This is a genomic window from Bacillus sp. ISL-57 (genome assembly GCF_018613135.1).
Classification (GTDB): domain Bacteria; phylum Bacillota; class Bacilli; order Bacillales; family DSM-1321; genus Peribacillus; species Peribacillus frigoritolerans.
Window position 1 is genome coordinate 25,461 of the sequence record NZ_JAGGQV010000020.1, and the last position, 25,843, is coordinate 51,303.

At 39.0% G+C, this 25,843-nt stretch carries 24 protein-coding genes and 1 pseudogene; 9 read left to right on the forward strand and 16 right to left on the reverse strand.

Annotated features, from left to right (window positions below; translation table 11 throughout):
- The first annotated feature begins 74 nt into the window (after positions 1-74).
- Complete coding sequence (gene lexA, locus J7I90_RS22505; RefSeq protein ID WP_214773836.1) at positions 75-698, forward strand: transcriptional repressor LexA; 624 nt, start codon at positions 75-77, stop codon at positions 696-698.
- Between the two features lie 554 nt (positions 699-1,252).
- Here the strand turns inward: lexA and J7I90_RS22510 are convergent.
- Together J7I90_RS22510 and J7I90_RS22515 are read right to left on the reverse strand one after the other, a co-directional pair.
- The gene (locus J7I90_RS22510) at positions 1,253-2,785 is read right to left on the reverse strand and encodes an esterase/lipase family protein (protein ID WP_396020128.1); all 1,533 of its coding nucleotides are present in this window, start codon (positions 2,783-2,785) and stop codon (positions 1,253-1,255) included.
- A gap of 734 nt (positions 2,786-3,519) precedes the next feature.
- Positions 3,520-3,744 carry a helix-turn-helix transcriptional regulator gene (locus J7I90_RS22515; RefSeq protein ID WP_214773838.1) on the reverse strand — a complete coding sequence of 75 codons (225 nt, stop codon included), beginning with the start codon at positions 3,742-3,744 and terminating at the stop codon, positions 3,520-3,522.
- A gap of 134 nt (positions 3,745-3,878) precedes the next feature.
- On the opposite strand from J7I90_RS22515, the gene J7I90_RS22520 reads away from it, so the two are divergent.
- The gene (locus J7I90_RS22520) at positions 3,879-4,517 is read left to right on the forward strand and encodes a LexA family protein (protein ID WP_214773839.1); all 639 of its coding nucleotides are present in this window, start codon (positions 3,879-3,881) and stop codon (positions 4,515-4,517) included.
- Positions 4,518-5,594: 1,077 nt separating this feature from the next.
- Here the strand turns inward: J7I90_RS22520 and J7I90_RS22525 are convergent.
- On the reverse strand, positions 5,595-6,284 hold the full coding sequence (locus J7I90_RS22525; protein WP_214773840.1) for an N-acetylmuramoyl-L-alanine amidase family protein: 690 nt from the start codon (positions 6,282-6,284) through the stop codon (positions 5,595-5,597).
- 307 nt (positions 6,285-6,591) lie between these two features.
- Complete coding sequence (locus tag J7I90_RS22530) at positions 6,592-7,356, reverse strand: alpha/beta fold hydrolase (RefSeq protein ID WP_214773841.1); 765 nt, start codon at positions 7,354-7,356, stop codon at positions 6,592-6,594.
- 164 nt (positions 7,357-7,520) lie between these two features.
- Between J7I90_RS22530 and J7I90_RS22535 the strand changes: the two genes are divergently transcribed.
- A complete protein-coding gene (locus J7I90_RS22535; protein ID WP_251025427.1) occupies positions 7,521-8,438 on the forward strand; it encodes an aminoglycoside phosphotransferase family protein in 918 nt (305 codons plus the stop codon).
- A 212-nt stretch (positions 8,439-8,650) separates the two neighbouring features.
- Positions 8,651-8,884, forward strand: a complete 234-nt coding sequence (locus J7I90_RS22540; RefSeq protein ID WP_251025436.1) for a CotD family spore coat protein — start codon at positions 8,651-8,653, stop codon at positions 8,882-8,884.
- Positions 8,885-8,949: 65 nt separating this feature from the next.
- On the opposite strand, the gene J7I90_RS22545 is transcribed toward J7I90_RS22540, so the two are convergent.
- The gene (locus J7I90_RS22545) at positions 8,950-9,411 is read right to left on the reverse strand and encodes a GNAT family N-acetyltransferase (RefSeq protein WP_214773843.1); all 462 of its coding nucleotides are present in this window, start codon (positions 9,409-9,411) and stop codon (positions 8,950-8,952) included.
- A 335-nt stretch (positions 9,412-9,746) separates the two neighbouring features.
- Between J7I90_RS22545 and J7I90_RS27860 the strand changes: the two genes are divergently transcribed.
- Entirely contained in the window at positions 9,747-9,875 is a 129-nt protein-coding gene (locus tag J7I90_RS27860) for a hypothetical protein (RefSeq protein WP_285289458.1), read from the forward strand.
- Positions 9,876-10,113: 238 nt separating this feature from the next.
- Here the strand turns inward: J7I90_RS27860 and J7I90_RS22550 are convergent, their stop codons facing one another.
- Positions 10,114-10,257, reverse strand: a complete 144-nt coding sequence (locus J7I90_RS22550; RefSeq protein WP_214773844.1) for a DUF3956 family protein — start codon at positions 10,255-10,257, stop codon at positions 10,114-10,116.
- A gap of 781 nt (positions 10,258-11,038) precedes the next feature.
- A pseudogene (gene dnaN / locus J7I90_RS22555) lies at positions 11,039-12,167 on the reverse strand (DNA polymerase III subunit beta).
- 266 nt (positions 12,168-12,433) lie between these two features.
- Here dnaN and J7I90_RS22560 point away from each other — a divergent pair.
- Positions 12,434-12,763, forward strand: coding sequence for a DMT family transporter (locus J7I90_RS22560; protein ID WP_057276132.1), 330 nt, complete (start codon positions 12,434-12,436; stop codon positions 12,761-12,763).
- A gap of 25 nt (positions 12,764-12,788) precedes the next feature.
- Positions 12,789-13,136: a DMT family transporter gene (locus J7I90_RS22565; protein WP_057276133.1), complete on the forward strand. Its 348-nt coding sequence runs from the start codon at positions 12,789-12,791 to the stop codon at positions 13,134-13,136.
- A 46-nt stretch (positions 13,137-13,182) separates the two neighbouring features.
- Here the strand turns inward: J7I90_RS22565 and treR are convergent, their stop codons facing one another.
- The 3 genes from treR to treP all read right to left on the reverse strand — a co-directional run bounded on the left by treR (position 13,183) and on the right by treP (position 17,131).
- Positions 13,183-13,896 carry a trehalose operon repressor gene (gene treR, locus J7I90_RS22570; protein WP_214773845.1) on the reverse strand — a complete coding sequence of 238 codons (714 nt, stop codon included), beginning with the start codon at positions 13,894-13,896 and terminating at the stop codon, positions 13,183-13,185.
- 31 nt (positions 13,897-13,927) lie between these two features.
- Positions 13,928-15,598 (reverse strand): alpha,alpha-phosphotrehalase, encoded by a 1,671-nt coding sequence (treC, locus tag J7I90_RS22575; RefSeq protein ID WP_251025428.1) that lies wholly within the window; start codon positions 15,596-15,598, stop codon positions 13,928-13,930.
- Between the two features lie 81 nt (positions 15,599-15,679).
- On the reverse strand, positions 15,680-17,131 hold the full coding sequence (treP, locus tag J7I90_RS22580) for a PTS system trehalose-specific EIIBC component (RefSeq protein WP_214773846.1): 1,452 nt from the start codon (positions 17,129-17,131) through the stop codon (positions 15,680-15,682).
- Between the two features lie 316 nt (positions 17,132-17,447).
- Here treP and J7I90_RS22585 point away from each other — a divergent pair, with 316 nt between their 5' ends.
- Both J7I90_RS22585 and J7I90_RS22590 read left to right on the forward strand, forming a co-directional pair.
- A complete protein-coding gene (locus J7I90_RS22585; RefSeq protein WP_214773847.1) occupies positions 17,448-18,032 on the forward strand; it encodes a CGNR zinc finger domain-containing protein in 585 nt (194 codons plus the stop codon).
- 377 nt (positions 18,033-18,409) lie between these two features.
- Positions 18,410-18,964, forward strand: a complete 555-nt coding sequence (locus J7I90_RS22590; protein WP_214773848.1) for an HPP family protein — start codon at positions 18,410-18,412, stop codon at positions 18,962-18,964.
- A gap of 124 nt (positions 18,965-19,088) precedes the next feature.
- Here the strand turns inward: J7I90_RS22590 and J7I90_RS22595 are convergent, their stop codons facing one another.
- From J7I90_RS22595 to J7I90_RS22620, 6 genes are all read right to left on the reverse strand, one after another.
- A complete protein-coding gene (locus J7I90_RS22595; RefSeq protein ID WP_214773849.1) occupies positions 19,089-20,198 on the reverse strand; it encodes a DNA alkylation repair protein in 1,110 nt (369 codons plus the stop codon).
- Positions 20,199-20,716: 518 nt separating this feature from the next.
- Complete coding sequence (locus J7I90_RS22600; RefSeq protein ID WP_214773850.1) at positions 20,717-21,511, reverse strand: XdhC family protein; 795 nt, start codon at positions 21,509-21,511, stop codon at positions 20,717-20,719.
- Between the two features lie 25 nt (positions 21,512-21,536).
- Positions 21,537-22,403: an FAD binding domain-containing protein gene (locus J7I90_RS22605; protein ID WP_214773851.1), complete on the reverse strand. Its 867-nt coding sequence runs from the start codon at positions 22,401-22,403 to the stop codon at positions 21,537-21,539.
- Positions 22,397-22,864: a (2Fe-2S)-binding protein gene (locus J7I90_RS22610; protein ID WP_214773852.1), complete on the reverse strand. Its 468-nt coding sequence runs from the start codon at positions 22,862-22,864 to the stop codon at positions 22,397-22,399. Before J7I90_RS22610 ends, J7I90_RS22605 begins: the two co-directional genes overlap by 7 nt.
- Complete coding sequence (locus J7I90_RS22615) at positions 22,824-25,019, reverse strand: xanthine dehydrogenase family protein molybdopterin-binding subunit (protein WP_214773853.1); 2,196 nt, start codon at positions 25,017-25,019, stop codon at positions 22,824-22,826. Before J7I90_RS22615 ends, J7I90_RS22610 begins: the two co-directional genes overlap by 41 nt.
- 137 nt (positions 25,020-25,156) lie before the next feature.
- Positions 25,157-25,756, reverse strand: coding sequence for a nucleotidyltransferase family protein (locus J7I90_RS22620; RefSeq protein WP_214773854.1), 600 nt, complete (start codon positions 25,754-25,756; stop codon positions 25,157-25,159).
- Positions 25,757-25,843: the final 87 nt, after the last annotated feature.

The window sequence follows — 25,843 nt, forward strand, 5'->3', positions numbered from 1 at the left end:
TTCGAACTTATGTTTGTATAGAGATGGGGGCCATGCTATAATGTAGCAAAGAACATTGGGGAAGAGGTGCACAAATGACAAAACTATCAAAACGGCAGCAAGATATTCTTGATTTCATTAAAGAAGAGGTCCGCCAAAAAGGGTATCCGCCTTCCGTACGGGAGATTGGCGAAGCAGTGGGGCTTGCATCAAGTTCAACAGTACACGGACATTTATCCCGCCTGGAAAGTAAAGGCCTTATTAGACGTGACCCAACCAAGCCAAGGGCCATTGAAATAATGAATTTGGAGGAAGCGAACAATTTTCCCAAAGTCAATGTCGTGAACGTGCCGTTACTTGGAAAAGTAACAGCGGGCATGCCGATAACAGCTATTGAGAACATTGAAGAATACTTTCCGCTTCCCGAAAGCATGGTTCCACATGATGACCATGTATTCATGCTGGAAATCATGGGTGAAAGTATGATTGAAGCAGGAATTCATGATGGGGATTATGTCATCGTGAAACAACAAAGCAGTGCCAATAATGGAGATATCGTCGTGGCGATGACGGAAGATGATGAAGCCACTGTAAAACGATTCTTTAAGGAACCGGATTACATAAGGCTTCAGCCTGAGAACTCAAATATGGAACCAATTATTTTACGAGATGTTTCGATACTTGGAAAAGTAATAGGCTTATATAGACAAATACACTAAAAGCGCTTCCCGCGCTTTTTTTGTTTGTTTAATTTATGTCCCGAATTCTCTCAATATGCATATGGAAGAGTAGATAATGATATATTTTTAATAGACTCAAGTTTTCATGGGAAATTAAACATCCTTTATACGGATGAAAGTATCTCCTTTCTGGTAATATGAACTTTGGAAGAAAGCTCATTGAAATAAAAAAAGAGGGTTTAAAATCCCCCCCCTTTACAATTAATTTCACTCTTAACCTTTGGTTCACTTAAATAATGTTAGATCGACCAAGTCATCCCACCAATATGTCCTGTTTAATTTTCTGGGCATAAGGACAATTTGCTTAATGAATGTTACCTTGCTCATTAAATCTCTCATTATCAAGCATAAATCTTTATTTCCAGGGAACTCACTCCTAAATATATCCACCTAACACCCGTTGAATTAATACTTTTATATGGGATTACGACTGTTTACATTGGCTGTTACCATCTCCCCAGTTACCCGTACCATTTCGCACCTACCTCATATTTCATCAAAAAAATGCCTCCTCAACTAAGAGAAGGCATTCGCTATTTCTCGATATAGACCGAACGAATCAATGTCCGGGTTCTTTCGGTACCATCCACATTTTTTTCCTTAACATCTATTGTTACATTATAAACACCTGACTTAGGTACTTCTGGAAGGGTGCCAGTAAAATTTTCAGTATCCATTGCCTTAATTGAGTTTTTTTCACTAATTTCTTTACCGGTTTCATCTAGCAGATGAACCAAAAATGTTGTGCTGATTGGTCTTTTTTTATCATTCATTGGATTCTTTATTAAAAATTTTGCATCTTTTTGCTTAACTTTACCGGCCATACTTAATGTAATGGGGTTCTTTTCGTTAAATTGTGCTGTGAACAGGTAGGCGTCTTTTGGCGATTTAGTCTTCATACGTACTTTCCAGTCACCAATTTCAAGGTTATTTCTATAGAATGATTGGATGGTTGCACCATTAAAAAAGGAAGTTTCATTTTTGGCGGAATGGGCCTTCAAGGAAGGTGAATACTTTTTATTGGATGGAGAAATCAATTCAACCTCGACATCATTTGAGGCTGTATATATGCTTATATTACCTGGGGCCGCTTCATTTACATGGAAGCTTTGTTCGACCCAGACATTTTGTTTCAGGGCATCACCCAGAACGGTTTGAGCGAGTGCGGTTGTAATGACATCATCTTCAACTCGTTCTTTATAATTGACATGATATGCAGGAATCCCAGCGGTGGATGTACTTCTTAAATAGGGTTCAATTCTTGAAAATACAGCTGAGCCAACTCGAATATTGTCGTGATCAAAGTTGGGATCCGTAAATAAATGTGTTGCATAGGGTATTTTTGTACTCCATACATTCACCAGTCCATCATTTTCCCCATATGATGATAAATATTGTCCCCCCATTGATAAGGCTGATAGTACCGGGCCTCTGTTCATACCTGCCACAGTGAAATACAAGTTTTTACGAGAGTTAACATGGTTATCCGTGACAGAACGAAATTCAGCCATTTTACCAACTTGTAAAGAATAAGTTCCCTCATCTTTTTGACCTAATAAGGAACCAAGCCAGCCCGCATACCAGCTATAAGCCAAATCAGCTAGGTGAGAACCATGATGTGGAGAAGCTAAAGTGATCACCCTTCCAACATATTGGTGTGCTCCATAGTGGACTAGAGCCGCTTGGGTGTCTGGGCCCCCTTTGCTGTGAGCTATAATATTTACTTTTTCGCCCCCGAAATGGTTACTGATTTCTGAAAGCATTTGAGCTAAAAGCCTTCCATTGGCATATTGGCTCACTGATCCATTTCCAGCTGAATCATGAAGCTGGACAAAAACCGTTTGGTAGCCTGCTTCATACGCTTTGGTGTACATATCATTGACACCATGATATTCCGTTTCACCATACCAGCTGGTTGAACTGCCGTTTTTCCCTTGAACAAACACGATCGGTGGTTTGTTTGTATCAAGATTGGGAGGAATACTTCCAAGAAACCAATCCCCTGGACTGAAAGTTTCGTAGGGCGGTTTCAATTTTCCTGCTGAGGAAATGTCTGGCTTAGCCATAATTAATATGGTTAGAATGAGGACAAGAAAAACGACATAATTGATTACATTCTTTTTCAAGGGTTATCTCCTCCAATATCATCTGGAATTTTTTTGAACTTATCCAATTATCAATGCCCTCCTTCCATAGCCTTCATTAATATATAATTGTACTTTTGCATACCATTACCTGCTATCTTCATAAAGATGGGAGAAAAAAACTAGAAGAAGTTTCATTGAAAATGGAGAAAAAGTATGAAGATATGCCTTCCATTCATTTTTGTATGTGGTCTTTTTCATTTTATGAAGACGTGATTTGGGAGGAAAACGGAATGCTGCCAATTCACGAAAATAGAGAACAAGCCCTTATCCTGCATAGGATAAGGGCTTGTTCATCCAGATTAACTTTTCCTTTGAATTTGCCATTGTCCATTTGCTCCTATTCATGGTGTTTGGAAGTCCGCCCTATACATTAAGTAAATAATTTTCTTTCACAGCAATTGGCTGCCATTATTGGAATCTCAGTAGCAATCGGATATTTGCACAAGAAGTTTGGATTGTACACTTTTTACTACATACACGTATTTTACAAATGTTCTAATGTCAGCAGCTCCTATGCAACTTCAAAAGAATTATTTTCCCTTTCCTCTTTGTTCCCCTTCTTTCCATGTTACTTGAATCTTGTCCTATGGAAGCCAGGATTTTATGGATTCAAATGGCCACTCTGTAGAGGAAGCGCTGGTACAATTGAACTCTCAACTACATTTAAAGTGTAGTTCGGGGTCAAAAAAAATGATATCGTCAATCGAGAATCCTACACATTCAGCAAATAAATAAGCCTTATCAATTCGCAAAGGAACCTTATATTGCTCATAGTCAATGTAAGTCCTCTTGGCCATCTTCAGCACTTTAGCCATTTCATCTTGAGTTAATCCTTTATACTTCCTGGCTTGTTTAAGTGTGAACTTAACGCTTGTCATATCTTGTCACCACCTATCTAAAAAAATAATATCACACTTGAAGTATAGTTACCAACAATTTTTTGCAAAATTCACGCACTTTACATTTACTCACTTTCACTCATAGTGTATATTCAAGTAAGAGGTGAAGAAACATGCACATTGGTGAACGGATTAAGATGTTAAGAAAAGAAAGAAAAATGACACAAGAAGATTTGGCAAATGTATTAAAAGTAGCTCCTACGGCAGTATCAGCTTGGGAATCCGGACGGAATAAACCTTTAATGGATAAATTGAGCATGATGTCCACTTGTTTTGAAATACCGCTATCCCACCTCATTGAAGGAGCTCCTATCGTTAGAAATAATCCTGGAATGGAATTCCTAAATGAAAAGAATGTAAGATTAATTGGTGTCTACGGAAATATCCCTGCTGGTGAGCCTAATTTCACCAACGAATATATAGAAGCGTATATGCCCACATTAAATTCGATGCTTAAATCGGATAAAGAATATTTTTTCCTTAGAGTGAATGGCAATAGCATGAATAAAGAATTCAGAGACGGATCATTGATTCTCGTTGAAAAAACACCCTACCTTGATAACGGGAAAATTGGAGTGATCTTGGTAAATGGACACGATGCTACGGTCAAAAAAGTGAGAATCAATGAAGAAAACATCATACTCACTCCCTGCAGTACGGATCCTTTTTATGAAGAAAAAACCTATAACATAAAAAATGATAGAGTCCGTATTTTAGGAAAAGTGGTTCAAGCCATTAAAATATACGATTAAAATCCAACTCGAGGGTTTCTTACGGAAAGCAAGTAAAATAAATGAATAATGAGCAACCATACATATTCAATTCTTTCAGTTTATCAACATAATTGCTATTGCCATTTTAGGTACAAGCCATCATTGGTTTGTGCTTTTTAGTATTGTTCTTTTATTTGTCTTTACATAAAATACATTAAAATTTGTGTCAGCCCATAAAATAGGAAATTATTCATATGGAAACCAAGATACAGTATTATCGCCAGGTCATTATGTCTATACCGAACAACTTACCCGCAAACGATGAAAACTTTATCACCGACTTATACAATTCCCACAGAACCAGTTTTCTTTGAGCATCTAAGATGAATTTAGGTAAAACGATCACTATCATAACAATGAAGTAATCATTAAAGGGAAAACTTACTGGAGTCGCTATTGATCACCTGTAATTATCAATCGGCGATTTAATCCACAGATTACTTATTTCATTAAGTGAATGTATTTGAAAACTTTGTTAGGGGCCATTTTAGTATATTTCCTTTCATACAAAAGAATAAAATGGTTTATATCGGGCATAAAATCATCATATTTTTATAATTCGGTTCACAACCCCTATAAGAATCTTATAATTGATAATAAGCATTTGCCTCTGTAGCTCTAGAAGGAAAGAACGCCGTAAAACATTGTTGCCACCGGGTCGCAAGGTAAGGGTTTCAGAAGCACAGAAAAGCAATTACGCTGAGGCAGGCGGAATTCCTGCCGGTGAAAATCCGTAGGGAAGCGTGTTCTCCCCTAGCCAATGCTTACAAAGGAGCGGGTTCGAATCCGTCAGAGCCTTATTTCCTGAAAACTGCGATTATTATATACTCACAGAAAGTGACTCCCATTTGCACAAGTCGTCTTTTGCCTTCTAAGTAAATTAATTTTCCTCTTATACTCCTATCCTATTATCTAAGTAATAGACCGAATCAGGAAGGCAGAATATATATAGTTATTTCATTACATGCCTATTCCTGAAACAAAAAAGCCCCCTCTATTTTTAAGAAGGGCCTACTGCGTGGTGTGCTTCTGGAAGTTAAAATGATTATTAATTATTCATTTCACCCGCAATTTCTGGTTTACTGTAATGGTGTACTGACTGTCAAGACCGTTCCAATCTTTAATTTGCTGCACCGTACTGCCATAAGCAATGCTTAAGGAATATACTGTATCCCCACTAACGACATTGTGGTATACAGCTGTACTTTTCTTAGTTAGATTGAAGCATTTAACTAAACCGTTTACATGTCCGCGAGCCAGTGATTCGATAAAGGATGACGTTTTCAACTTTGCTGCGTCATTTACATTATCGATAAATCCATTTTCAGTCAGGAGTGCAGGCATGTCCGTTTCACGGAGCACATGTAAATCTCCAGTTTTTTGTCCTCTGTCTTGGATGTTGATAAGCTTCATGACCTCTGAGTGAATATGATCTTGATACATTTTCGTAATCTGATTAGTGTACGTATAAATGTAATCCTCGTACCCGGTGCCGCCGCCGGCATTAATGTGGATGGAAAGATAAAAGTCAGCTCCCCACGCGTTCGCTGCATTCGTACGATCGTTTAAGGAGGGGAATGTATCTTGGGTCCTGCTCATTTTCACATAAACGTTATTATATTCTATCAATAAGATATCTTTAATTCGAGTTGCAATGGATAAAGTTAAATCCTTTTCTTTCAATCCATTACCCACCGAGCCTGGATCCGAACCGCCGTGGCCGGGATCAATAAATATTTTTACCATTTCTATCACCTCTATTAATCTTATGTTACGTATCAACAAGTGCTTGTACACATAACCATCGGATTAAAGAAATTTCAAGATAAAGTATCCTTCTTCTCGGCAACTGTTCCAAAAAAAAAACACCCCTAAAGGTGTACATTATATGATGACATTCTCCCAATGGACGAGAAATTTTTTAGTAGCCTACATCCTTTTTTCACTTTGTATCAGGAATTATTGGGCCTCTATAAATAAAACGATAGAAGGAGATAGAGAGATTAAAATAGTCAACATTAACCTAAATACTCTAACAAAATGCTTGCATGTATTAGTTATGGTTTGCTTCATTTAATTGCTCTGCACAATCTTTGATTGTGTCAATCACTATGGCTGGTTCTGTTAATTGCGGAAAATGCCCACTTTTTTCAGCGACAATATGTTTACTGCTTTTTGACAATGAAAGTAATTCCATTTGATTCTCAAGTCGTTTTTTTCGGATTTCCTCTGGCATCATTCGATTTTCTTGTCCACCAGTAATGACCAAGACAGGTATTTCTGGAAATGTATCGATTTGCTGGATTTGATCCACAGTATTCTTCACAAAATATACTTCATTGTATTGTTTATGTGATGATAAGGAATCAAACAGCTTGAACATTTTATTAATCGTTTTTACGGCCTTGCCTTGGTATTCATTAAGGCTGATATCTTTCGTTGTACTGGATTCTAAAAAAACAATTCCCGCTACTTCATTTGGGTAAAGTCGGGCAAATAAATTAGCATATAGGCCGCCTAGTGAATGCCCGACCACTAAGTATGGAGGTTCAAAACCGACGATCGTTAATGCTTCACGTAAAGTGGTAACAATACTAATCCCATCCTGGTTTTCCTTCGGTTTATCGCTGCCAGCAACACCCAATCGATTATAGGAAAATACAGATGCTGATTCCGAAATAACCGGTAGTATTTTCATCCAACCCTCCATCGGTCCGGAACCACCGTTAATCAAAACGATATTCGGTTTGCCTTTTCCACTAATATTATATTGTAACGTCCCTTTTGGCGTTTCCACTTTATATTTTTCTATTTTCATGTGTCTGCCACACCCCACTTTGTTTAGATTACTCTACGTGTGTAACAAGTCATTAGTTTCATTTATTGAAGCTATAATATAATGCATTACTTTTTACGTAAGTATCTGAAAATGTGGAATCTTATCCTATATAAGGTGAGGTTTAATTTAAAAGGAGAGTTCATATGATGATGAATGAATACGGTAAGTTGGAACAATTGGTTCAAAAGTTTATTCAAGGAAGCAAACTAATTCGAGCATGGGAATTAAAAGGAGGAATATCTGCCCAGGTTACAGGACTGGAAATATTACAATCGTCAGGGCGGGTCGTAAAAATGATCGTTCGTCAGCATGGCGATAATGACTTGAAACGGAATCCAAATATTGCTTCATATGAACACAAGCTCTTAGGGATATTGAAAGCTGCCGGTTTGCCTGTACCAATGCCATATTACTTTGAGCAATCCTGCGAGACATTTTCCAAGCCATGCATACTTATCGAGTTTATTGAGGGTAAGTCAGAATTCACTCCTTCAAATCTTAATGATCATATCTTGCAATTGGCAATCAATCTAGCAAAAATCCATCGTGTTAATTGTGCAGATCTATCTTTATCATTCATGCCTAAACTGGAAAATACATATGTCGAGATGTTAAATAATAAAGATAGGGTAATCCTGGACGAAACATTAAATTTGGACTTGATTAGAGATTTGCTGAAATCCTCCTTGCCGCTAACCTCCATGAATAAGGAAGTGATCCTTCATGGTGATTATTGGCCAGGAAATATATTATGGAAAGAGGATAAACTAGTTTCCATAATTGATTGGGAAGACTCAGGTTTAGGGGACCCTTTGACTGACCTTGCCAATAGTCAACTCGAAATTTTATATCATTTTGGAATGCAAGCGATGAATGACTTCACCAATCAATATAAATCCATGATGCCAGAGGTGAATTTTACAAACTTACCCTTCTGGCAATTATTTGCCGCATTACGGTTATCAACATTTCCCGAATGGGGCTTGGAAAAAAGCAAGGAAAATAACTGGCGGAAAAAACACAAGTCATTTGTTCGTCAAGCGATTATCCGAATTCCGTAAATTAATGTTTATTCAAGTTTTTTGAAAATGATTGAAGGGTCTGATATGCACGTAATTTTCGATAAAGGCATTTATACCAGTCCCTTTATCATTTATTTTCATAAACTAATAATGACTTCCAAAAAATTCCAGGAGGTGTTTACATGTATAATAAGCCCTGGGGACATCCGAAAGGCGGTCAATGTCCACCACAATATTGCCCACCTAATAGAATGCCCACTCAATATAATCTATCTCAAACCTCCCCGACCAAGCAATATGTTAAAACCAATGTAATTAACACTGTTATTCCGGTTTTTCACCCGACACATACAACAACCGTGAATAAACACTTCAACACCTATATACCGCATACCCGAAGTATCGTAAAAGAGTGTTATTCCCAAAGCTTTGTTTGTGGAGTTCCTCAATCCCCCAGTTATTCGAGGAGAATGTTAAGATATTAATTGAAAAAACCCCGAATCGGGGTTTTTTATAATTCCTTCAACCTCTTGAATTGAGTTACAAAGTTTTACAACTGTCTGAATGCAAACTCCCTATACTTTTTAAAATTTTGTTTCTTATAAAACTCTTTTGCTGCCATGTTTTCATACCAATAATCCAGTTCAATTAAATCTATATCATTCTTTTTAGCAATATCATAGACCTCATTCATTAGTTTTTTACCGTAACCTTTATGGGTTTGACCTTCAACGATACTAAGCTGATGCACATATACTGATTTATACTCATTTTTAAAAATACTTTCTGGATAGTTTTTAATTTCAATCCATGCGTAACCGATTGGCACTTCATGATCTTTTAAAACTAAAAAAACTAAATTATTATTTTCAACCAAATTTTTAAACGCTTCTTTCATTGCATTATAATTATATTCCTTAAAATACTTAGGATATAATTTTGCGTGCAGATTGTGAACATTTTGATTTAATTTTGCAATTACTTCATGATCCCTGGATTGACTTACATACATAATTATCCCCCCCTGCCTATACTATATTACAATCAAGCAACGTCCACATTCCAAAAGTACAATCATAGCCACTATCTGATAGTAGACAAACTCTATGAAAATCGAGTTTGTCTATTTTTATGGCTTGTACAATTTGGACGTTGATTGGAACGTAGGGCACTCGCTTTCCGCGGGCGGTCGGGGAGCCTCCTCGGCTTTCGCCTGCGGGGTCTCCCCTAGACGCGCTTTTCCCGCAGGAGTCTCGAACACCCGCTCCAATCAACCTTGTCTTACCTTTTAGATAGAACACTTTTGCCTAGATTCATTTTTGTATTTAAATAGAAGTATTAATGAGGATGCTTTCTAAACATGATTCTATTCAGCAAGATCAACTTGAAATGATTGCTTTAGATCAACTGGTGCCACCGAACCATTTGGTTCGTAAAATGGAGGCTACCATTAATTTAAAGAAGATGGCCAATTAGACATGGCGGGGTCAAAAAATGGCCTAACATATTGGGCTAGAGCCCCAATCTCTTAACTTTAGGCGAAATTCTGAGGAAAATTCAAAAGGGGTTCAGAATTTTTTATTTCCGAACCCCTTTTGTCTACAAACTGATGGGTCTTCATAAAGAAGATCCCTTTTCGCTTGCCGATAACATCTGATTATATTAATAGAGAGTATGCACTATAGTGGGATACCTGAAATATTGGGAAAGTGATCTATTTACCGCAGACTGGGAATCCTAAACCAATTAAAGTTGTTGCTAATATAGATGAAATACGGATTCTAAGTGTAGCTACGTCATCAATTTCAATGACTAAAAAGAATTGACCATTAACTTCCAAGATACAAGGTGATTGCATTCTTTCTTCCCCCTTACTATAAAAAGATATGATAGTATATGAAAGTTATATAAAAGTGTAATAGTTTAATAGTTGATTTTAATAGGGGGATATTCATTTGATTTCAATGTTAATTGCCTTAGGGGATTGCTTTTGCAGGTTAAAAGTGCACTTATTTCATTCGGGGACACTGAAAAAAACACATGAAGCGCAACTGCTTCCGGGATACCTTCACCTTAATCCCTACTTGCGTTTAGCAGTTGACCTTCTTTATCTCAAGATCTAAAAGGAAAAGAATTATAGCCATCGTATATGAAATTTTCGGATGCACAATTCCACTTCTTGCGCCAATAAGTGAAACCGCCCAATTCTTAGGAAATACAATTGGCGGTCAAGGTATCCTTCTTGGACTTTCCTAACATAGGAGAAAACATCCTACTAATAAACGAATAGTGAGTATTTTCTATTGTTGGATCAGATGAATATTATATATTCTATCGAGGTATATCTTAAAATAAACCATGTCTTTGCAGAGGTTCTTCAGACTGTCGAAAGGTTTTTCCATTCAATTGATGGACGGATGTATCTGGCTAGATGAAAGGTTCAACTTTTACCTTCGAAATCAAGTTGCCGGCCTTACACCAAGAATGAAGACCTTTTTCTATCACTATGAATATAATGCGTCCAGACTTTACTGGATCTCTTTTTCTTGGTGATTGACCGTTACCATATCTTCCCCCTAAAGTAATAGGCTGTTGCGGTTCCCCCCCCCCCCCGTTATTCTTCTCTTAGGCTTTGTTCCTCAGTATGTTCTCACTGGTGATATAAGATGACGATAGGAGGAATTATCGCTTGGCTCGATTAAGACAGGTCTCATTGGACCCGCCAAAACTTAGCTTTACCTCGTTTTCTTTTATCGCTTTTAAGGCATCCAATAAAAAACTTCCATCCAGTGATACACTTAACCCCGCCTCACCTCTGATTGACTTGATGCTTTGCGTTTCTTCTATTTTCCCTAATTCCGATGAATTAGAAGATATCCTTAACTTACTATTATCTAGGATTTCTATAAGTACATTGTTATTTCTCCATTCACTTGCAAAAAGGCAGGCCCTATCAATACCCTTTAATAGTGTTTTCGTATCCACGGTGATGATCGTTTTCAAATCTTTTGGCAGCAATTCTGATACATTCGGATAATTACCTTCAATCAGCCTTGAAAAAAGTGAGATATGATTTGTTTGAAAGACGATATAGCTTTCTGTGATGAAAATATGCATGGTATCGGCTTCATTATTAAATAACTTGGTTAACTCATTAAGGCTTTTACTTGGAATGATGAAAGAGCCAGTCACCTTCGACTCCAACGGAAGTTCTCTTAACGCTAAACGATGGGAATTCGTTGCAACACAAGTAAGCTTGTTTTCCTTGATAGACAAATTGACTCCTGTAAGTAGAGGTCTGGTCTCGTTTTTAGACACAGCAAACGCAGTCTGTTTTATGATTTCCAATAATTCAACACTTGGGATATTAAAATAACCAGCTCCATCTATTTGAGGAAGATTTGGGTATTCCCCGGAATGTAGTCCATTTAGGTTCATGACTATTTCATTTTTAATAGTAACTGATTGATTTCCGTTCAGCTTTACATGGATGACATCAGGTAATTTTTTAACGATTTCACTTAAATATTTGGCTGATAAAACAACCGTACCCTTTTCAAAAACCTCCAATTCCTTTACACCATCAATCGTTAAAGGAATGGTTTTTTCAATGACAATATCGGAATTACTACCAAGAAGGGTTAAGCAATCTTCATTAGCCACTATCTTTATTCCTGATAAAATGGGTATTGCCGTTTTTATGGAAACGGCATGGCTGACATCTGAAATCGCCTTATTGAAACATTCTTTGTTTATTATAAATTCCATGAAATACGTCACTCCTATATAATCGTTAAAGGAATCTTTCGACAAAATCCCTGTTCAACCCTCTTTTTATGTTGCTATCAGGTTGGAGGAAGCGGCTTATTGTATCACTTTCATTCTATTATTGAGCGCAACTGGATATTTTCTGCCATGACAGAAAATATGTAACTGAATATAGGTGTTATGTGTTTAATATGAGTACTTTAGATGTTAAGATTCTTGGTGGAAGAGATTGAAAAATGGTAATCAATATTTAGGAGGAGTTCATCTTGAATCCTTATGCATTTTTGGCAATAGCCATCCTAAGTGAAGTGTTTGGCAGTTCGATGTTAAAAGTATCGAACGGGTTTAAAAGGTTATTCCCTTCGATTGGTGTGGTTATTGGGATGGGTTTGGCTTTTTATTGCCTATCGTTATCTCTAATAACAATCCCACTTGGGACGGCTTATGCCATTTGGTCGGGAATAGGCACAGCTTTAACTGCTTTAGTGGGAGTTATCGTTTATAAAGAAGGCTTTAACCTAAAAAAATTTTTAGGTTTAGTCCTGATCATTGGCGGAGTGGTTGTATTGAAACTCTCTAGTGAAGGCACTTCTTAACAATTTAATAATCGGAGGTAACAATATGAAAGGATACATAGCTTTAGGAATTTCTATCATAAGCGAAGTATTTGGTACGACCATGCTTAAGCTGTCTGAAGGCTTCACTCATTTATCCGCTACATTTGGGGTTATGATAGGATTTGGTATAGCATTCTATAGTTTATCTGTATGTCTTAAAACAATTCCGTTAAGCTTAGCATACGCCATTTGGTCAGGAATAGGCACAGCTTTAACAGCATTGATAGGCGTGCTTTTATGGAATGAGCCATTTAGTATCACTACATTAGGCGGCTTAGTATTAATAATTGGCGGAGTGGTTTTACTAAATGCTTCCCATACCTCCAAACAAGCGGAAGGAGAATCAAACTAAGTTTGACTCTCCTTCTCTCCCCGCTCATTCAAAATATTAGTAGACTTCACCAAGTTCTCCGTGCAAAGTCCGTGAACTTGAATTTGTCGGGTCTATGCCTGGATTCGCTATACTGAAACAAGCTTCCATCGATTAAATGAACTGTACTTTTCACAACTGCCACCATATCGAAGTCTTCAATGTCCAATAATTGTTTATCTTCTTCACTGCATGGCTCCACAGTAATTTCCTTATTTGAAAAACCAATCTGGAGCCCGAGTTCCTTTTCGATATATCCATAAATCGAATCCTCACAAATTTCCTTTGTCAGGTTGCTTACGAACTCGCTTTTGAAATAGTCTTTGTCCAGGATGATTTTCTTCCCATTGATTTGCCGAACCCGGAAAACTTTCCATACTTCACCATCATCAGTTAAGTCTAGAAGCTTGGCCATATTAGGGTCGGGGGTCTCAAGCTCCAACTTATGGATGATCGTTTTGGAATGCAAATTCAACTTTTCCACCATTTCTTTATAGGAAATCAACCCTGCTACAGGAAAATTAAATTTGCTGAAATCCAAGACAAAGGAACCCTTGCCTTTGATTTTATGGATATATCCATTTTGTTCAAGCAACTGTAAGGACTTTCTCACAGTATCCCTGGATATGTCATACTCTTCCATGAAGCTGCTTTCGGAAGGAAGCTTTGAATTTGTCGGAAAGATTCCTTCTTCAATTTTTGAAACGATATCACCATATAGCGATAGATATTTGCTGTTCATTTCATCACCACAATATATTTTTCTTAGTCTGCTAGTTGTCCTTTTTCAACAAATAGACAACCGATTCATAGGGACGGAGGATAAAATCACCTGCAAGTTCTTTCGAATCGATATAGTTTGAGAGCAGGAGCTCCGGGATGTACCCGGATAGGTCAATATCCTTTGGTATTTCGAAGGAGGCTTCTTTTGCATAAAAGTTATTGATGACCAAAAGTTTCTCGTTTTCATAACTGCGTATATAAGCGAACAAAGCCTCATGGTCGCCAAGAATTTCCTGATAGTCCCCATATGCAATGATATCATGTTTCTTACGTAAGAATATAAGTTTTTGGTAATGATGAAAAATGGAATCCTGTTCCAAAAGTGCGTGTTCTGCGTTGATGTTTTTAGCATGATCAGGCACCGCAATCCATGGAGTCCCTTTTGTAAAGCCTGCATGCTCCGTATTTTCCCACTGCATGGGAGTTCGCGAGTTATCACGGGATTTAGCTTGAAGGATTTCAATTATTTCCTTTTCATCCTTGCCTGCCTCTTTTAAGATATTATAATAATTAATCGATTCCACATCCCGGTATTGTCCAATATCATTGAACTTCGGATTGGTCATCCCTATTTCCTCCCCTTGATAAATATAAGGGGTTCCCCTAAGCATATGAATGGCTGTTGCCAGCATCTTGGCAGATTCGTTATGATACTCTTGATCATTCCCGAACCTGGATACAATCCTCGGCTGGTCATGATTGCACCAGAACAGGGCATTCCACCCATTTCCTTCTTGCATCCCATATTGCCAGCTGCTTAAGATTTCCTTTAACTGCTTGAAGTCAAAATCTGCAAGTGACCACTTTTCCCCATTCTTATAATCCACCTTTAAATGATGGAAACTGAATACCATGGACAGCTCCTTTTCAACAGGAGCTGAATATTTGATGCAATGGTCAATGGTCGTCGATGACATTTCCCCTACTGTCAGCACCTCTTCATCCTTCCCGAAAGTTTCTTCATTCATTTCTTTGAGGAATTGATGAATCTTGGGACCGTCTGTATAAAAACATCGGCCATCTCCATCTTTGTCATTTTCATAGATGTCAGGTTTCGAAATAAGATTGATGACATCCAAACGGAATCCTTTGACACCTTTATCCATCCAGAAGTTTACTACATTGAAGATTTCCTGCCTTACTCTGGGATTTTCCCAGTTTAGATCAGCTTGTGTCCGATCGAACAAGTGGAGGAAGTATTCATCATGTTCCGCTACATATTCCCATGCAGGGCCCCCGAATTTCGAAATCCAATTGGTAGGAGGCTCTCCATCTTTCGATTTCTTGAAAATATAATAGTCCTTATATTCTTTATCTCCAGCCAATGCTTTTTGGAACCACTCATGCTCTGTTGATGTATGGTTGAATACCATATCAAGCATGATTTGGATATCCCGCGAATTCGCTTCTTTCACCAATCTTTCGAAATCATTCATCGTTCCAAAAACAGGATCAATGGATGTATAATCGGCTACATCATATCCATTATCATTTTGCGGTGAACGATAAAAAGGGGTGAGCCAAATATAATCCACTCCCAGTTTATTCAGATAATCAAGTTTTTCAATCACACCATTTATGTCCCCGATTCCGTCACCGTTCGAATCCTTAAATGATTTCGGATAAATTTGATAGATGGTACTTTTTTTAAAATCCTTCATTGTGATTCCTCCTCTTCGATCCCCGATGCATCTTTCATTAGTATCGTAAAAAAGAGGGAGAATGCTTCTCCCTCCGCGTTATCAAGCATTTAATTTCGTTGTTTTCGTTCTAGTTTTCAAGTTCATTTTAGGACGTTTGGAGAATGCTATAGTCAAAATGAATGGCACAACGAAAGCAACCAGCATCGCGAGTGCAAACATCCCCATATGCTGCGGCTGGATGGATAGGATACCTGGGATCCCTCCAACACCGATTGAGTTCGCCATTACTCCAGACCCGACTGAAACGATGCCTGCAAAAAGTGAACCGATCATACCGGCTAAGAACGGAAAGCCGTATTTCAAGTTAATGCCGAACATGGCTGGCTCGGTTACACCGAGATAACAAGAAATCGTGGCAGGTATGGAAACCTGCCTTTCCTCCTGGTCCTTTCTGTTGATGTAAATCATTGCCAGCACTGCCGTACCTTGTGCAATATTGGATAATGCGATCATTGGCCATAGGTTTGTACCGCCAAGTTCACTCATAAGCTGAAGATCGATTGCGTTTGTCATGTGATGCAGGCCTGTGATGACAAGCGGTGCATAGGCAAAGCCGAAAACGGCAGCAAATAGCCAGCCAACTGATGAAGTCAATCCGGAATATACAACCGTAGAAATGACAGAACCGATTTTCCAGCCTATAGGCCCCAGAATGGTATGGGCAATGATTACAGTTGGAAGTAACGCGAAAAATGGAACGACGATCATGGAAATGGAATTGTGCACTTTATCTCTCAAGAACCGTTCTAAATACGCCAAGACGAACCCTGCAAGTATCGCTGGTATGACTTGAGCCTGGTAGCCGATCATATCGACCTGAGCAAAACCGAAATCCCAAAAAGGTATATCACTTGCCTTTGTGTTTGCCACTGCATATGCATTAAGAAGCTGTGGGGAAACCAGGGTCAAACCAAGGACGATGCCGAGGATTTGGGTTGTGCCCATTTTCTTCGAGATCGACCATGTAATCCCAACAGGAAGAAAATGAAAAATAGCTTCACCTATCAGCCAAAGGAAGGCGTGTACCCCTGCCCAAAATTGTGAAATATCCACAAGGGTCTTTGTACTGTCATCGAACATTTTAATATCCCCGATAATATTGCGGAATCCAAGAATGAGTCCGCCAACGACTATGGCAGGAATCAGCGGGGTGAAAATATCCGCAAGATGAGCAATCATGCGCTGAAGCCAGCTCATATTCTGTTTTGCTGCATTTTTCACATCTTCTTTTGACGCTTCCTGAAGTCCAGCTATGGAAACGAATTCATTATAAAACGATGATACTTCGTTCCCGATTATGACCTGGAACTGGCCAGCTTGTGTAAAAGTTCCTTTCACAAGCTTAATCGATTCGATATTCGCTACATCCGCCTTGGCGGGATCTTTCAACGCAAAACGCATTCTTGTTGCACAATGCGTAACCGTCGCAATATTTTCTTTCCCTCCGACATGTTGGAGCAAATCCGTTGCTGGTTCTGTGTATTTACCCATTTCACTACTTCCTTTCCCTAGAAAGCAAAATATAGTTGTTTTTATAACCTGTACGTATAGGTTCTGTATACGCTTTCATATTATCCTGTACGTACAGGTTGTGTCAAGAACTTTTTCCCCCACTTTAAAGGAATTGATTATCATGGACTTTCATTTACGATTCTGTTCTTGCTAATTTGGATTTTGATAGTTTTCATATTATCCCGTATTTTAAGACGAGTAGCTGAAAAATTCAGAAATAAGGTATAATGAAGATATAACCTCTCAATTAATATTTTAATGGTTAGAATTAGCAAGGAAAACGGGAGATGAACTTATGTCTGAAACTACTGAATTTCCACTTATATCAGGTAATATTTCTCTGGATTTAGTGAATACGGAACTGGTCAGTCGTGGCAAACGGCAAGATTTATTACTATCAGAACGGGATGTGCTGGACTGGGTTACTGTAATAAAGGGGAATAACTCCTATTTGGATTATCAGTTATCATCAAAAATTAAAGAGAGAATTCAACGAGTATTTGCAAGCATTCTAGAAATGCGTACTATTTTAAGAAAACAATTTGAATTAATAGCAGCTGGGAATCCGATTCCTGATGAGTTTATCGCCTATTTGGAAAAAAAAATCGAAAAATCGCCTTTCACATATAAATTAAGTAATCAAAAACTGGTTCCCATACCTGTTGGAGAAGCGGAAGATATCCTGCAAGCTTATATTGCCTTTGACACATTATCTTTAATTGAAAAAAATAAGCTGTCATCATTAAAGCGATGCTCGAATGATGATTGCGTCCTGTTATTTATCGATGAAAGCGGAAGACGCAAATGGTGTTCAATGAAAATATGCGGGAATAGGAAAAAGGTAGCCAGATTTCAACACCGGAAATCTGATGATGAATGAAGATCTACCTTATTAAGTTTGTCAGAATGTAAACAAATTTGAAGTAAGCTCGTTGCCTGCAGTTTATTCATTATAAAATGGTTCCAGTCAATTTTAGGAATCCGGTCCCTTTCCCCCGACTGTCTGCCAAGCCTCCTCAAAGCGAGCGACTGTGGGGTCTTGGCTAACCAGTCATTCGGCAGGAGTGTCGTGAGTTTCTTCACATCCATTTAGGATTTCATAAAACAGGGATTCGGGTTGAAACTATATTGAACCTCCTCTTGTCAACACACTGAGTTGGCTTTTTTTATGGATTTTTGAACTAACCACTAAAAATTGTTTTGACGGGTTAGTTCATTTCGTGTAAAGTCTAATTATATAAAAAAGGAGGGTTCACTTTGGACCGTATTTCAGCAGCGGGGCATAAAGAAAAACGCTTATTTCATATTCATTATTTATCGAAGATGAAGGGAAAAGGAAGAAGCCCTTTACAGATAAATGTAAAGGACGCAATAACGGGGTTGATTGGGGGATTTCTCACTATATTCGCCTTGATTCTCTTAACAAAAATAACATCAGCAGTGTGGTTAATGGCTCCATTTGGTGCCAGCTGTGTGCTGGCGTTCGGTCTGTGGAACGCACCATTATCACAACCGCGGAATATTATAGGCGGCCATTTTGTTTCAACATTCGTAGGATTAGCTTCCTATCATTTTATTGGCGATGAACCTTGGGCAATCGGCTTGGCTGTCGGATTAGCAATTGCGGTGATGATGCTGACAAAAACGACCCACCCGCCAGCTGGCGCAGACCCGCTAGTAGTCATGCTTGGCCAGTATGGCTGGAGCTATTTATTTACTCCTGTTTTAACTGGTGCTGTGATAATCGTTTTACTGGCATTGTTAATTAATAATTTGCGCAGCAATCGGAGCTATCCAACTTTTTGGATTTGATTGCTTTTTAATGTGTTATTTGCAATGTTTCACTATCATGAAATAATAAACGAGGAACGCTCAGGCTCCTCGTTTTTTTCAGCCATAATTGCTCGTATTCCTGTTAACTTTTCAATAACCTTTATCATCCATCATTTAGTTTGACTTGCGTTTCTGCAACTTCCACACCGTTCACAAGGAGTGATATTCGATGGATCCCCTTGTAATGTCGACGTGTCGTCAGGTCTTTCCAATTGTGAATCCTCACTCTTTCAACTCCTTCACCATCTGAGAAATCCCTATCTGCCAAAAGGAAATTTTTACGGGAAGTTTTCTGATTTGCTTTTACAAAATCGATGGCATACTCGATCCGAAGTTTCACAGAGTTCTTTTCTTGAACTTGAAAACCGAAATGAAGTTCACTTGTTTCCCCAATACAAATCGAATCTGGTTCATTTCTAATAAATGCTTTTGTAATGAAATTCGGATTATTCAATATATCCGTGTATCCAAATAAAGAAAGGACTTCTGGATCTGCTTGACGAACTAAGGTCCTGCATCCCCGTCGAATAATCCAAACCGTGTTGGGTTCCCCGCTTTCATACCAGCGCTTGGCTGTTTCTATTACGGTTTTCGGATGATCTTTGGCAATATCATTCAAGTTATTGGCCACACTTTTGCGAACATATAGGGACGGATCGTTTTTCAGGTTCTCAAGTAATTCCAAGACGGGTGCCGGATCGGATTTGAACATCGGTAAAGATTGGCCCCAAGGTAACCTGGGCCTGCATCCCTCACTAGCCAGTCTGCGGACATGCTCATTATCATGATTGGTCCATTTCTTCATCTTATCGATCATTAAAATGGGATCAAGCAAGATAAAAGCACGAATTGCAAACTCGGAGGATGACCTTGCTGTAAAACGCTCCAACGCATCTAGCGATAAAGGCCAATCTTTCTTATTCAATCCATGTACCTCTACAAAATCCGGGAAAAATAAATATCTAAAACCCTCACAATCCTTATCAAGCCGATACAAAATATCCAAAGCCTCTTGATAATCACTTGGAAGATGCTTTCCAAGAGTAATGGAAATGTGCCTTATTCGTTCTTTTAACTTCCTCTCGTCCCAATGCTCATCAATTACTTCCCCTACAAACGATTCAGTAGAGAAGGACGGATTAACACCCTTTACTTTTTCACCGAATTCACGAATGAACGTTTCATTATATAAATCCTTTAAAGGCTCTGCCATTTCATTCACTTCTTTTCTTCAGGTTAAATTTGCTAATGGATACTCGCACTACCTATCAGCTATCATTTCAAACTATGTTATGCCCGATACAATCATTAAAAAAGGACAGCTTACTTTACAGAACAAGTCTGTCCAAAATCAAGTGAAGTTCATTCAACACTATTTGGAATGGCTGCATATTAGCTGATTCTATAGGAATCTATATACTCTTTCCAATGGATGTAATCTTTGCACCAGAACCCGTTTCCCATAAGTCCATCTTATATCCCCATACAAAATCCCTACAGGAGTTTTCCTTTGTGTATAGTATGATAGTAGTAGCATATAAAGTAAAATATTCCTACCATATTAATGAATTAATCAAACCGACAAAAAGCCCACTCTGAAGAGCAAGGGCCTTCTTCGAGCTTTTATCAAAGAAAAAGGGACAGTCCCACTGAGTTAATACTTTAACACAGTGGGGACTGTCCTAATTGTCTATTAGACATTTTGGTTTTAGCTTTATCTGACCTTTCTACTTATCTATTTAATTGTTTCACTTTTACAGGCTTTTTTTCCTTGCTTAATTTGATGATTTGACCAATAATGCTGATGGCAATTTCTTCAGATGTTTCCGAGTCAATTTCCAATCCGATTGGAGAATGGACCTGCTCCAACTGTTCTTGCGTGACCCCTTCACTTTTTAACTTTTCAAATATGCTTATGACCTTGCGTTTACTGGCTACCATCCCAACATATGCAATCGGAAATTGCAGTGCCGTTTTTAATACGATATCATCACAATCTTTTGTAACAATTACCACATATGATTTTTCATTTAGGTTGGCTGCGAGCAGAGCCTTTCCAATATCCTCGTTCACAAAAAGGTTTGTCGCATTAGGAAAGCGTTCCTTTGTACAATAACCAACGCGATCATCGACAATGCAATAAGGATATTCGAGGAAATCAGCGAGCTTTGCCAACGCATGGCCTAAATGACCGGCCCCAGCCAGAATGAGTTCAGGCCTGCTTGTATAGACTTCAATAAAGACCCTTAACGTGCCGCCACAATTCATCTGAATTCCGTCTTTTGCATGTTTATTCAATTTATATTCTACGATTTTCGATTGGCCATCTTGGATCGCCTTTACACTATCTTCGATCAGATAGTGTTCAGCCAAACCCCCTCCGACAGTCCCTTCAATGGTTCCATCCCGGTAGACAATCATTTTCCCAACATGCCTGGGAGTCGAGCCCTTTGATTCAATAATCATGGCTAAAGCAAAGGTTTCGTTTTGACGTGTCAGCATGGCCACTTTTTCCATCAGCTGCATAAAAGCTCTCCCCTATCTTTAAGCATTAATTCGGTTGATATTGCTTCATGCTAAGAAAATAACGTAAAAGATGTAACGCGACGGTTTTTCTGTATGCCGCAGTGGAGCGTTGATCGTCGATTGGACTAATTATCTTATCGAAGGCTGCCACAATTTCAGCGATGTCTGCATCGGCTAATGGTATCGTTTTTCCAACCAGCTTCTTCTCAATATCAATGGAACGAACCATCGTAGGTCCGACCGCCCCGAAGGCAAACCGAATGTCATCGATTCGATCTTTGCTCATCCGGGCGAAACCCGCAAACGATACTTTAGCAATGGCATCTGCGTTGCGGTTGCCGACTTTCTCGAAAACGACATGTGAATCTCCTAATACGAACGGAAGGATAATCTCCGTTACTATTTCATTGTGAATGCGTTGAACCTGTCGTGGACCTTGAATGAAATCGCTAATCGCAACCATCCGATCACCATTTACGGAGCGCAACAGAAGCTTTGCATTGTATACATATAATAAAGGAAGCATGTCACCGGCTGGAGAGGCGTTGCATATATTACCGCCTAATGTTCCCCTGTTTCTAATTGCCGGGGCAGCAATTGTTTTAATTGCATTCTTTAAAGCAAAAGGAATCAACGGATTTTCAAGTAATTCACTATAGGTACAGCAGGCCCCGATGTGGAGATCCTTGTGATGTTGATACACCTTCTTTAATTCGGAAAGATGATTAATAAAAACAATCGGTTTAGGGATTTTTGGAGGTACTCCCCTTCTACTTTTGTGAAGAACCATAACATCGGTGCCTCCGGCTATGATTGCACAATCTTCTCTATTCAATTGGCTCAAAGTTTCGTCTAAACGCTCGAAGCGATACGCTGTTATTTTCTCTACCATAAGCCATCACCTTTTTTAGCTGCTAGGTTAATCGCGTCAACAATCATATTGTAGCCCGTACATCGGCACAAATTTCCGGAGATGCCCTCACGAATTTCAGCCTCTGAAGGATGAGGGTTTTCAGATAACAAAGCTGCACTTGCCATAATCATTCCCGGTATGCAATAGCCGCATTGCACTCCCCCGGCTATGGAATAGCTTTCATCTAAAATTTTAAATTGTTTCGTTTCAATGATGCCTTCGATCGTTTGAATATCGGCACCAGCAATCGAGCCAATTGGAATAAGGCAGCTGTTTTGCAGGAGGTTATTCACAAAAACACTGCAGGCTCCGCACTCCCCTTCACCACAGCCTTCCTTTGTTCCGATTAACTCAAACTCATCTCTTAATAAATCTAGTAATCTTGCTGTAGCAGGGGCGTCAGTTTCTACCGTTCTTCCATTTAGTGTGAATGTAATCAACCCTCTTACCTTCTTTCATCCAAAGACTTTCAATAATGACTTCCGGTGTAATCGGAATTTTCTGAAAAGAAGTGTGCAGGGCATCCTCAATCGCAGCTTGGACTGCTGGAGCGCCTCCGATTAAAGTCAATTCACCTGCGCCCTTCGCCCCATATGGACCATCAGCATAGGGGTTATCAAAGACCTTGCTTTCAATTGAAACAATATCCAATGAAGTCGGCGGTCCATAATCCGATATGCTTTTTTGTTGAATTCTACCTTGTTTTGACGTCATCTTTTCCAGATAACCGTATGCTAGCCCTTGAGCCAAACCACCGTCAATTTGGCCTTTCATGATCCGTTCATCGATGACCTTCCCAACTTCATAATTGCCGTATACTTTTTCTAACTTTAAATTACCTGTTAACGTATCAACTTCTACTTCAACGATATTAACGCCCCATGAATAAGCCGGGTACGCATCTCCAGTAAAGGTTTTCTCATCCCAAGGAATCATTTCACGGTGAACATAGTGCTCAACCACTTCCTGTTCCACCCCTGTTTGCCACTGATTCTTAAGCTTTTTTGCGGCCATTTCCAGCAATTTTCCGACAATCATCGTCGTCCTGGAAGCTACGGTCGGACCCGAGTCGGGAACCTCTTTTGTGTCGGGATAAGGGTACAAAATATCTTCGAACGGGAGGTTAAGTTCTTTGGCGACAATTTTACACAATGTCGTCAAAATACCTTGTCCCATATCAGAGTTTGAGATTTTTAGTGATACCTGGTCGTCCTTTGATTTAACCAATTTCACCTTGGCTTTAATATGATCTCTTTCGCCACTGCCAGTAAATCCACAGCCGTGGAGGAACAGCGAAGTTCCTATGCCTTTTTTATAGCGCTGATTTTGTTGATTTAAGCGCTGAAAGTCTTCTTTTTTCTTGTTGTATTCTGACACGTTGAGTGCGTCCTCAATCATATCTTCCACTAATATCGGGTCGCGGAATTTACCTTTGGTGATGGTGGGATCTCCTTGTTTGACGAGGTATTTTCGTTTATAATCAAGCGGGTCGATTTTTGCCAGTTTACTAAGATGTCCAATATGACTTTCGATTCCGGCAAAGCTTTGAGGAGCACCAAAGCCTCTGAAGGCGCCGTTCGGAACGGTATTGGTTTTTAAGACATAGCCTTTTGCATGAAAATGCGGAATTTTATAAACACCGGCACTGTTTAATAATGCGCGCTGCAGCACGACAGAGCTCAATCCAACATTTGCCCCTCCGTCGAGAAAGATGTCAACACACATGCTTAAAATATTTCCTTCCTTATCAAGGGCCGTCCGATATTTGAGTTTGGCCGGATGCCTTTTCGTCGTTACCAGCATATCCTCAGAACGGTCGAACACGAGCATTACCGATTTTTTGACTGCTCTTGCGGCAACTGCCACGTGACAAGCCATCATAGAAGGATAATCTTCTTTGCCGCCAAAACCTCCGCCGGTAGGACTTTGAACAACCCTGACTTCATCGTCACCACAGGCTAATGCGCTTAGCAATGCATTTTTTATATAATAAAGACATTGCATCGATCCCTGGACGACAATTTCATCATCCTTATAAACGGCGAGCATCCCCTGCGGCTCAAGATACACATGCTCCTGATAACCCGTATCATATTCTTCTTCGATGATTTGATGGGCTCCCTGCTCGATAGCTGAAATGTTTTCTAAGCTTTCCCCAAATTCATAGCTTGCCATAACTAAGGATACTGATTTTTGCTTGATCGCTTCGTCCAATGTATAGATAGCCTGATGTTCTTCAAATTCAACCTTCACTTCATTTAACAAACTGTACAGGATATCCAGGTCTTTGCCCGTAAGCATGAGAATTGGCTCACCAATATAATTGACCCACTCATTGGCAAAAATGGGCTGATCTTCTTTGATGATTTTGACATAATTCGGTCCGGGGATATGCTCTGCTCCAACAGCTTCATACCCTTCCGGAAGGTTAGGTAATTGAATCGATATTATTTTTCCATAAGCAATTGGCGATCGATACAAAACACCATAAACCATATTTTCCACTTTTACGTCACTAATATAGGGCAACTGGCCAGATACTTTACCTTTATGATCCTTTTTGGGCACTGAGGTGCTTATGTCTTTGAGATTCATTGCAACAACACCCTTCGACTCATTTTTTAATGGGACATATTCTGAATAGAAACCCTTCCAATGATTTTATCAATGAGAATGATCTTTTATGATTCATTTCTAATCAAGATTTTGGTAGTTTTATTTCTTTTTTCTTTTTACTTCGAGAAATTTAAAGTATTATCATAATCAATGGCTTTTTGGTAATCCTCCGGTGTATCAACATCCATTAATACCCCCGCATCATCTACATTCATGTACTCCTTTTCGTAACCGCCCAGGACCACACGCAAATTACTTTCTGGATTGGTTTCGAGAATTTTCTGTTTCACTTCGCTTGATAATTTAATGGGATGGCCGCCTTTATAGTCAAAGCTGGGAATAACCACGTTTCCTTTGTGTTTTGCAAGTAGCTGAACAGTCTCTTTTTTTACAAGCGGACAATCGCCGGGTGTTATAAAGAAGGTTGGGGAATTTACTTCATTACAGCCCTTTTGAATGGAATGAAACATTCCCTGGTTAAAGTTTTCATTATAAACAAACTTAATCTGAAATGAATAGGCATTTTCACTGATGATTTTGGCAATTTCCTCTTGGATGATTTCTGCTTGAAATCCAGCTACGACGATGACCCTGCTGCATAATCCTTCAAATTTAGAGATCGTCTGCTCCAATACGCTCATTTGCCCCATCGGCAAAGTCATTTTAAATGCATTCGCTCGGCTGGAATATCCAGCAGCTAGTACGATCGCTTCCATATTCGTCACCCTCTACCTATCATTTTTCTTAAATCTCACAATAAAATCACAAGCGAGGAAGGATTTGCTGTATGGACTATTAAGAGA

Bases quoted from the DNA above. Each gene is read 5' to 3' on its own strand.
- treR (WP_214773845.1), bottom strand. From the start codon at position 13,896: ATGAACAGCAAATATCTATCGCTATATGGTGATATCGTTTCAAAAATT.
- J7I90_RS22550 (WP_214773844.1), bottom strand. From the start codon at position 10,257: ATGCAATCACCTTGTATCTTGGAAGTTAATGGTCAATTCTTTTTAGTC.
- J7I90_RS22600 (WP_214773850.1), bottom strand. From the start codon at position 21,511: ATGCAGCTGATGGAAAAAGTGGCCATGCTGACACGTCAAAACGAAACC.
- J7I90_RS22615 (WP_214773853.1), bottom strand. From the start codon at position 25,019: ATGAATCTCAAAGACATAAGCACCTCAGTGCCCAAAAAGGATCATAAA.
- J7I90_RS22595 (WP_214773849.1), bottom strand. From the start codon at position 20,198: ATGGCAGAGCCTTTAAAGGATTTATATAATGAAACGTTCATTCGTGAA.
- J7I90_RS22545 (WP_214773843.1), bottom strand. From the start codon at position 9,411: ATGTATGTAAGTCAATCCAGGGATCATGAAGTAATTGCAAAATTAAAT.
- J7I90_RS22585 (WP_214773847.1), top strand. From the start codon at position 17,448: ATGTCTGAAACTACTGAATTTCCACTTATATCAGGTAATATTTCTCTG.
- treP (WP_214773846.1), bottom strand. From the start codon at position 17,131: ATGGGTAAATACACAGAACCAGCAACGGATTTGCTCCAACATGTCGGA.
- J7I90_RS27860 (WP_285289458.1), top strand. From the start codon at position 9,747: ATGCTTTCTAAACATGATTCTATTCAGCAAGATCAACTTGAAATGATT.
- J7I90_RS22510 (WP_396020128.1), bottom strand. From the start codon at position 2,785: ATGGCTAAGCCAGACATTTCCTCAGCAGGAAAATTGAAACCGCCCTAC.
- treC (WP_251025428.1), bottom strand. From the start codon at position 15,598: ATGAAGGATTTTAAAAAAAGTACCATCTATCAAATTTATCCGAAATCA.
- J7I90_RS22565 (WP_057276133.1), top strand. From the start codon at position 12,789: ATGAAAGGATACATAGCTTTAGGAATTTCTATCATAAGCGAAGTATTT.
- J7I90_RS22515 (WP_214773838.1), bottom strand. From the start codon at position 3,744: ATGACAAGCGTTAAGTTCACACTTAAACAAGCCAGGAAGTATAAAGGA.
- J7I90_RS22540 (WP_251025436.1), top strand. From the start codon at position 8,651: ATGCCCACTCAATATAATCTATCTCAAACCTCCCCGACCAAGCAATAT.
- J7I90_RS22525 (WP_214773840.1), bottom strand. From the start codon at position 6,284: ATGGTAAAAATATTTATTGATCCCGGCCACGGCGGTTCGGATCCAGGC.
- J7I90_RS22620 (WP_214773854.1), bottom strand. From the start codon at position 25,756: ATGGAAGCGATCGTACTAGCTGCTGGATATTCCAGCCGAGCGAATGCA.
- J7I90_RS22605 (WP_214773851.1), bottom strand. From the start codon at position 22,403: ATGGTAGAGAAAATAACAGCGTATCGCTTCGAGCGTTTAGACGAAACT.
- J7I90_RS22530 (WP_214773841.1), bottom strand. From the start codon at position 7,356: ATGAAAATAGAAAAATATAAAGTGGAAACGCCAAAAGGGACGTTACAA.
- J7I90_RS22535 (WP_251025427.1), top strand. From the start codon at position 7,521: ATGATGATGAATGAATACGGTAAGTTGGAACAATTGGTTCAAAAGTTT.
- J7I90_RS22520 (WP_214773839.1), top strand. From the start codon at position 3,879: ATGCACATTGGTGAACGGATTAAGATGTTAAGAAAAGAAAGAAAAATG.
- lexA (WP_214773836.1), top strand. From the start codon at position 75: ATGACAAAACTATCAAAACGGCAGCAAGATATTCTTGATTTCATTAAA.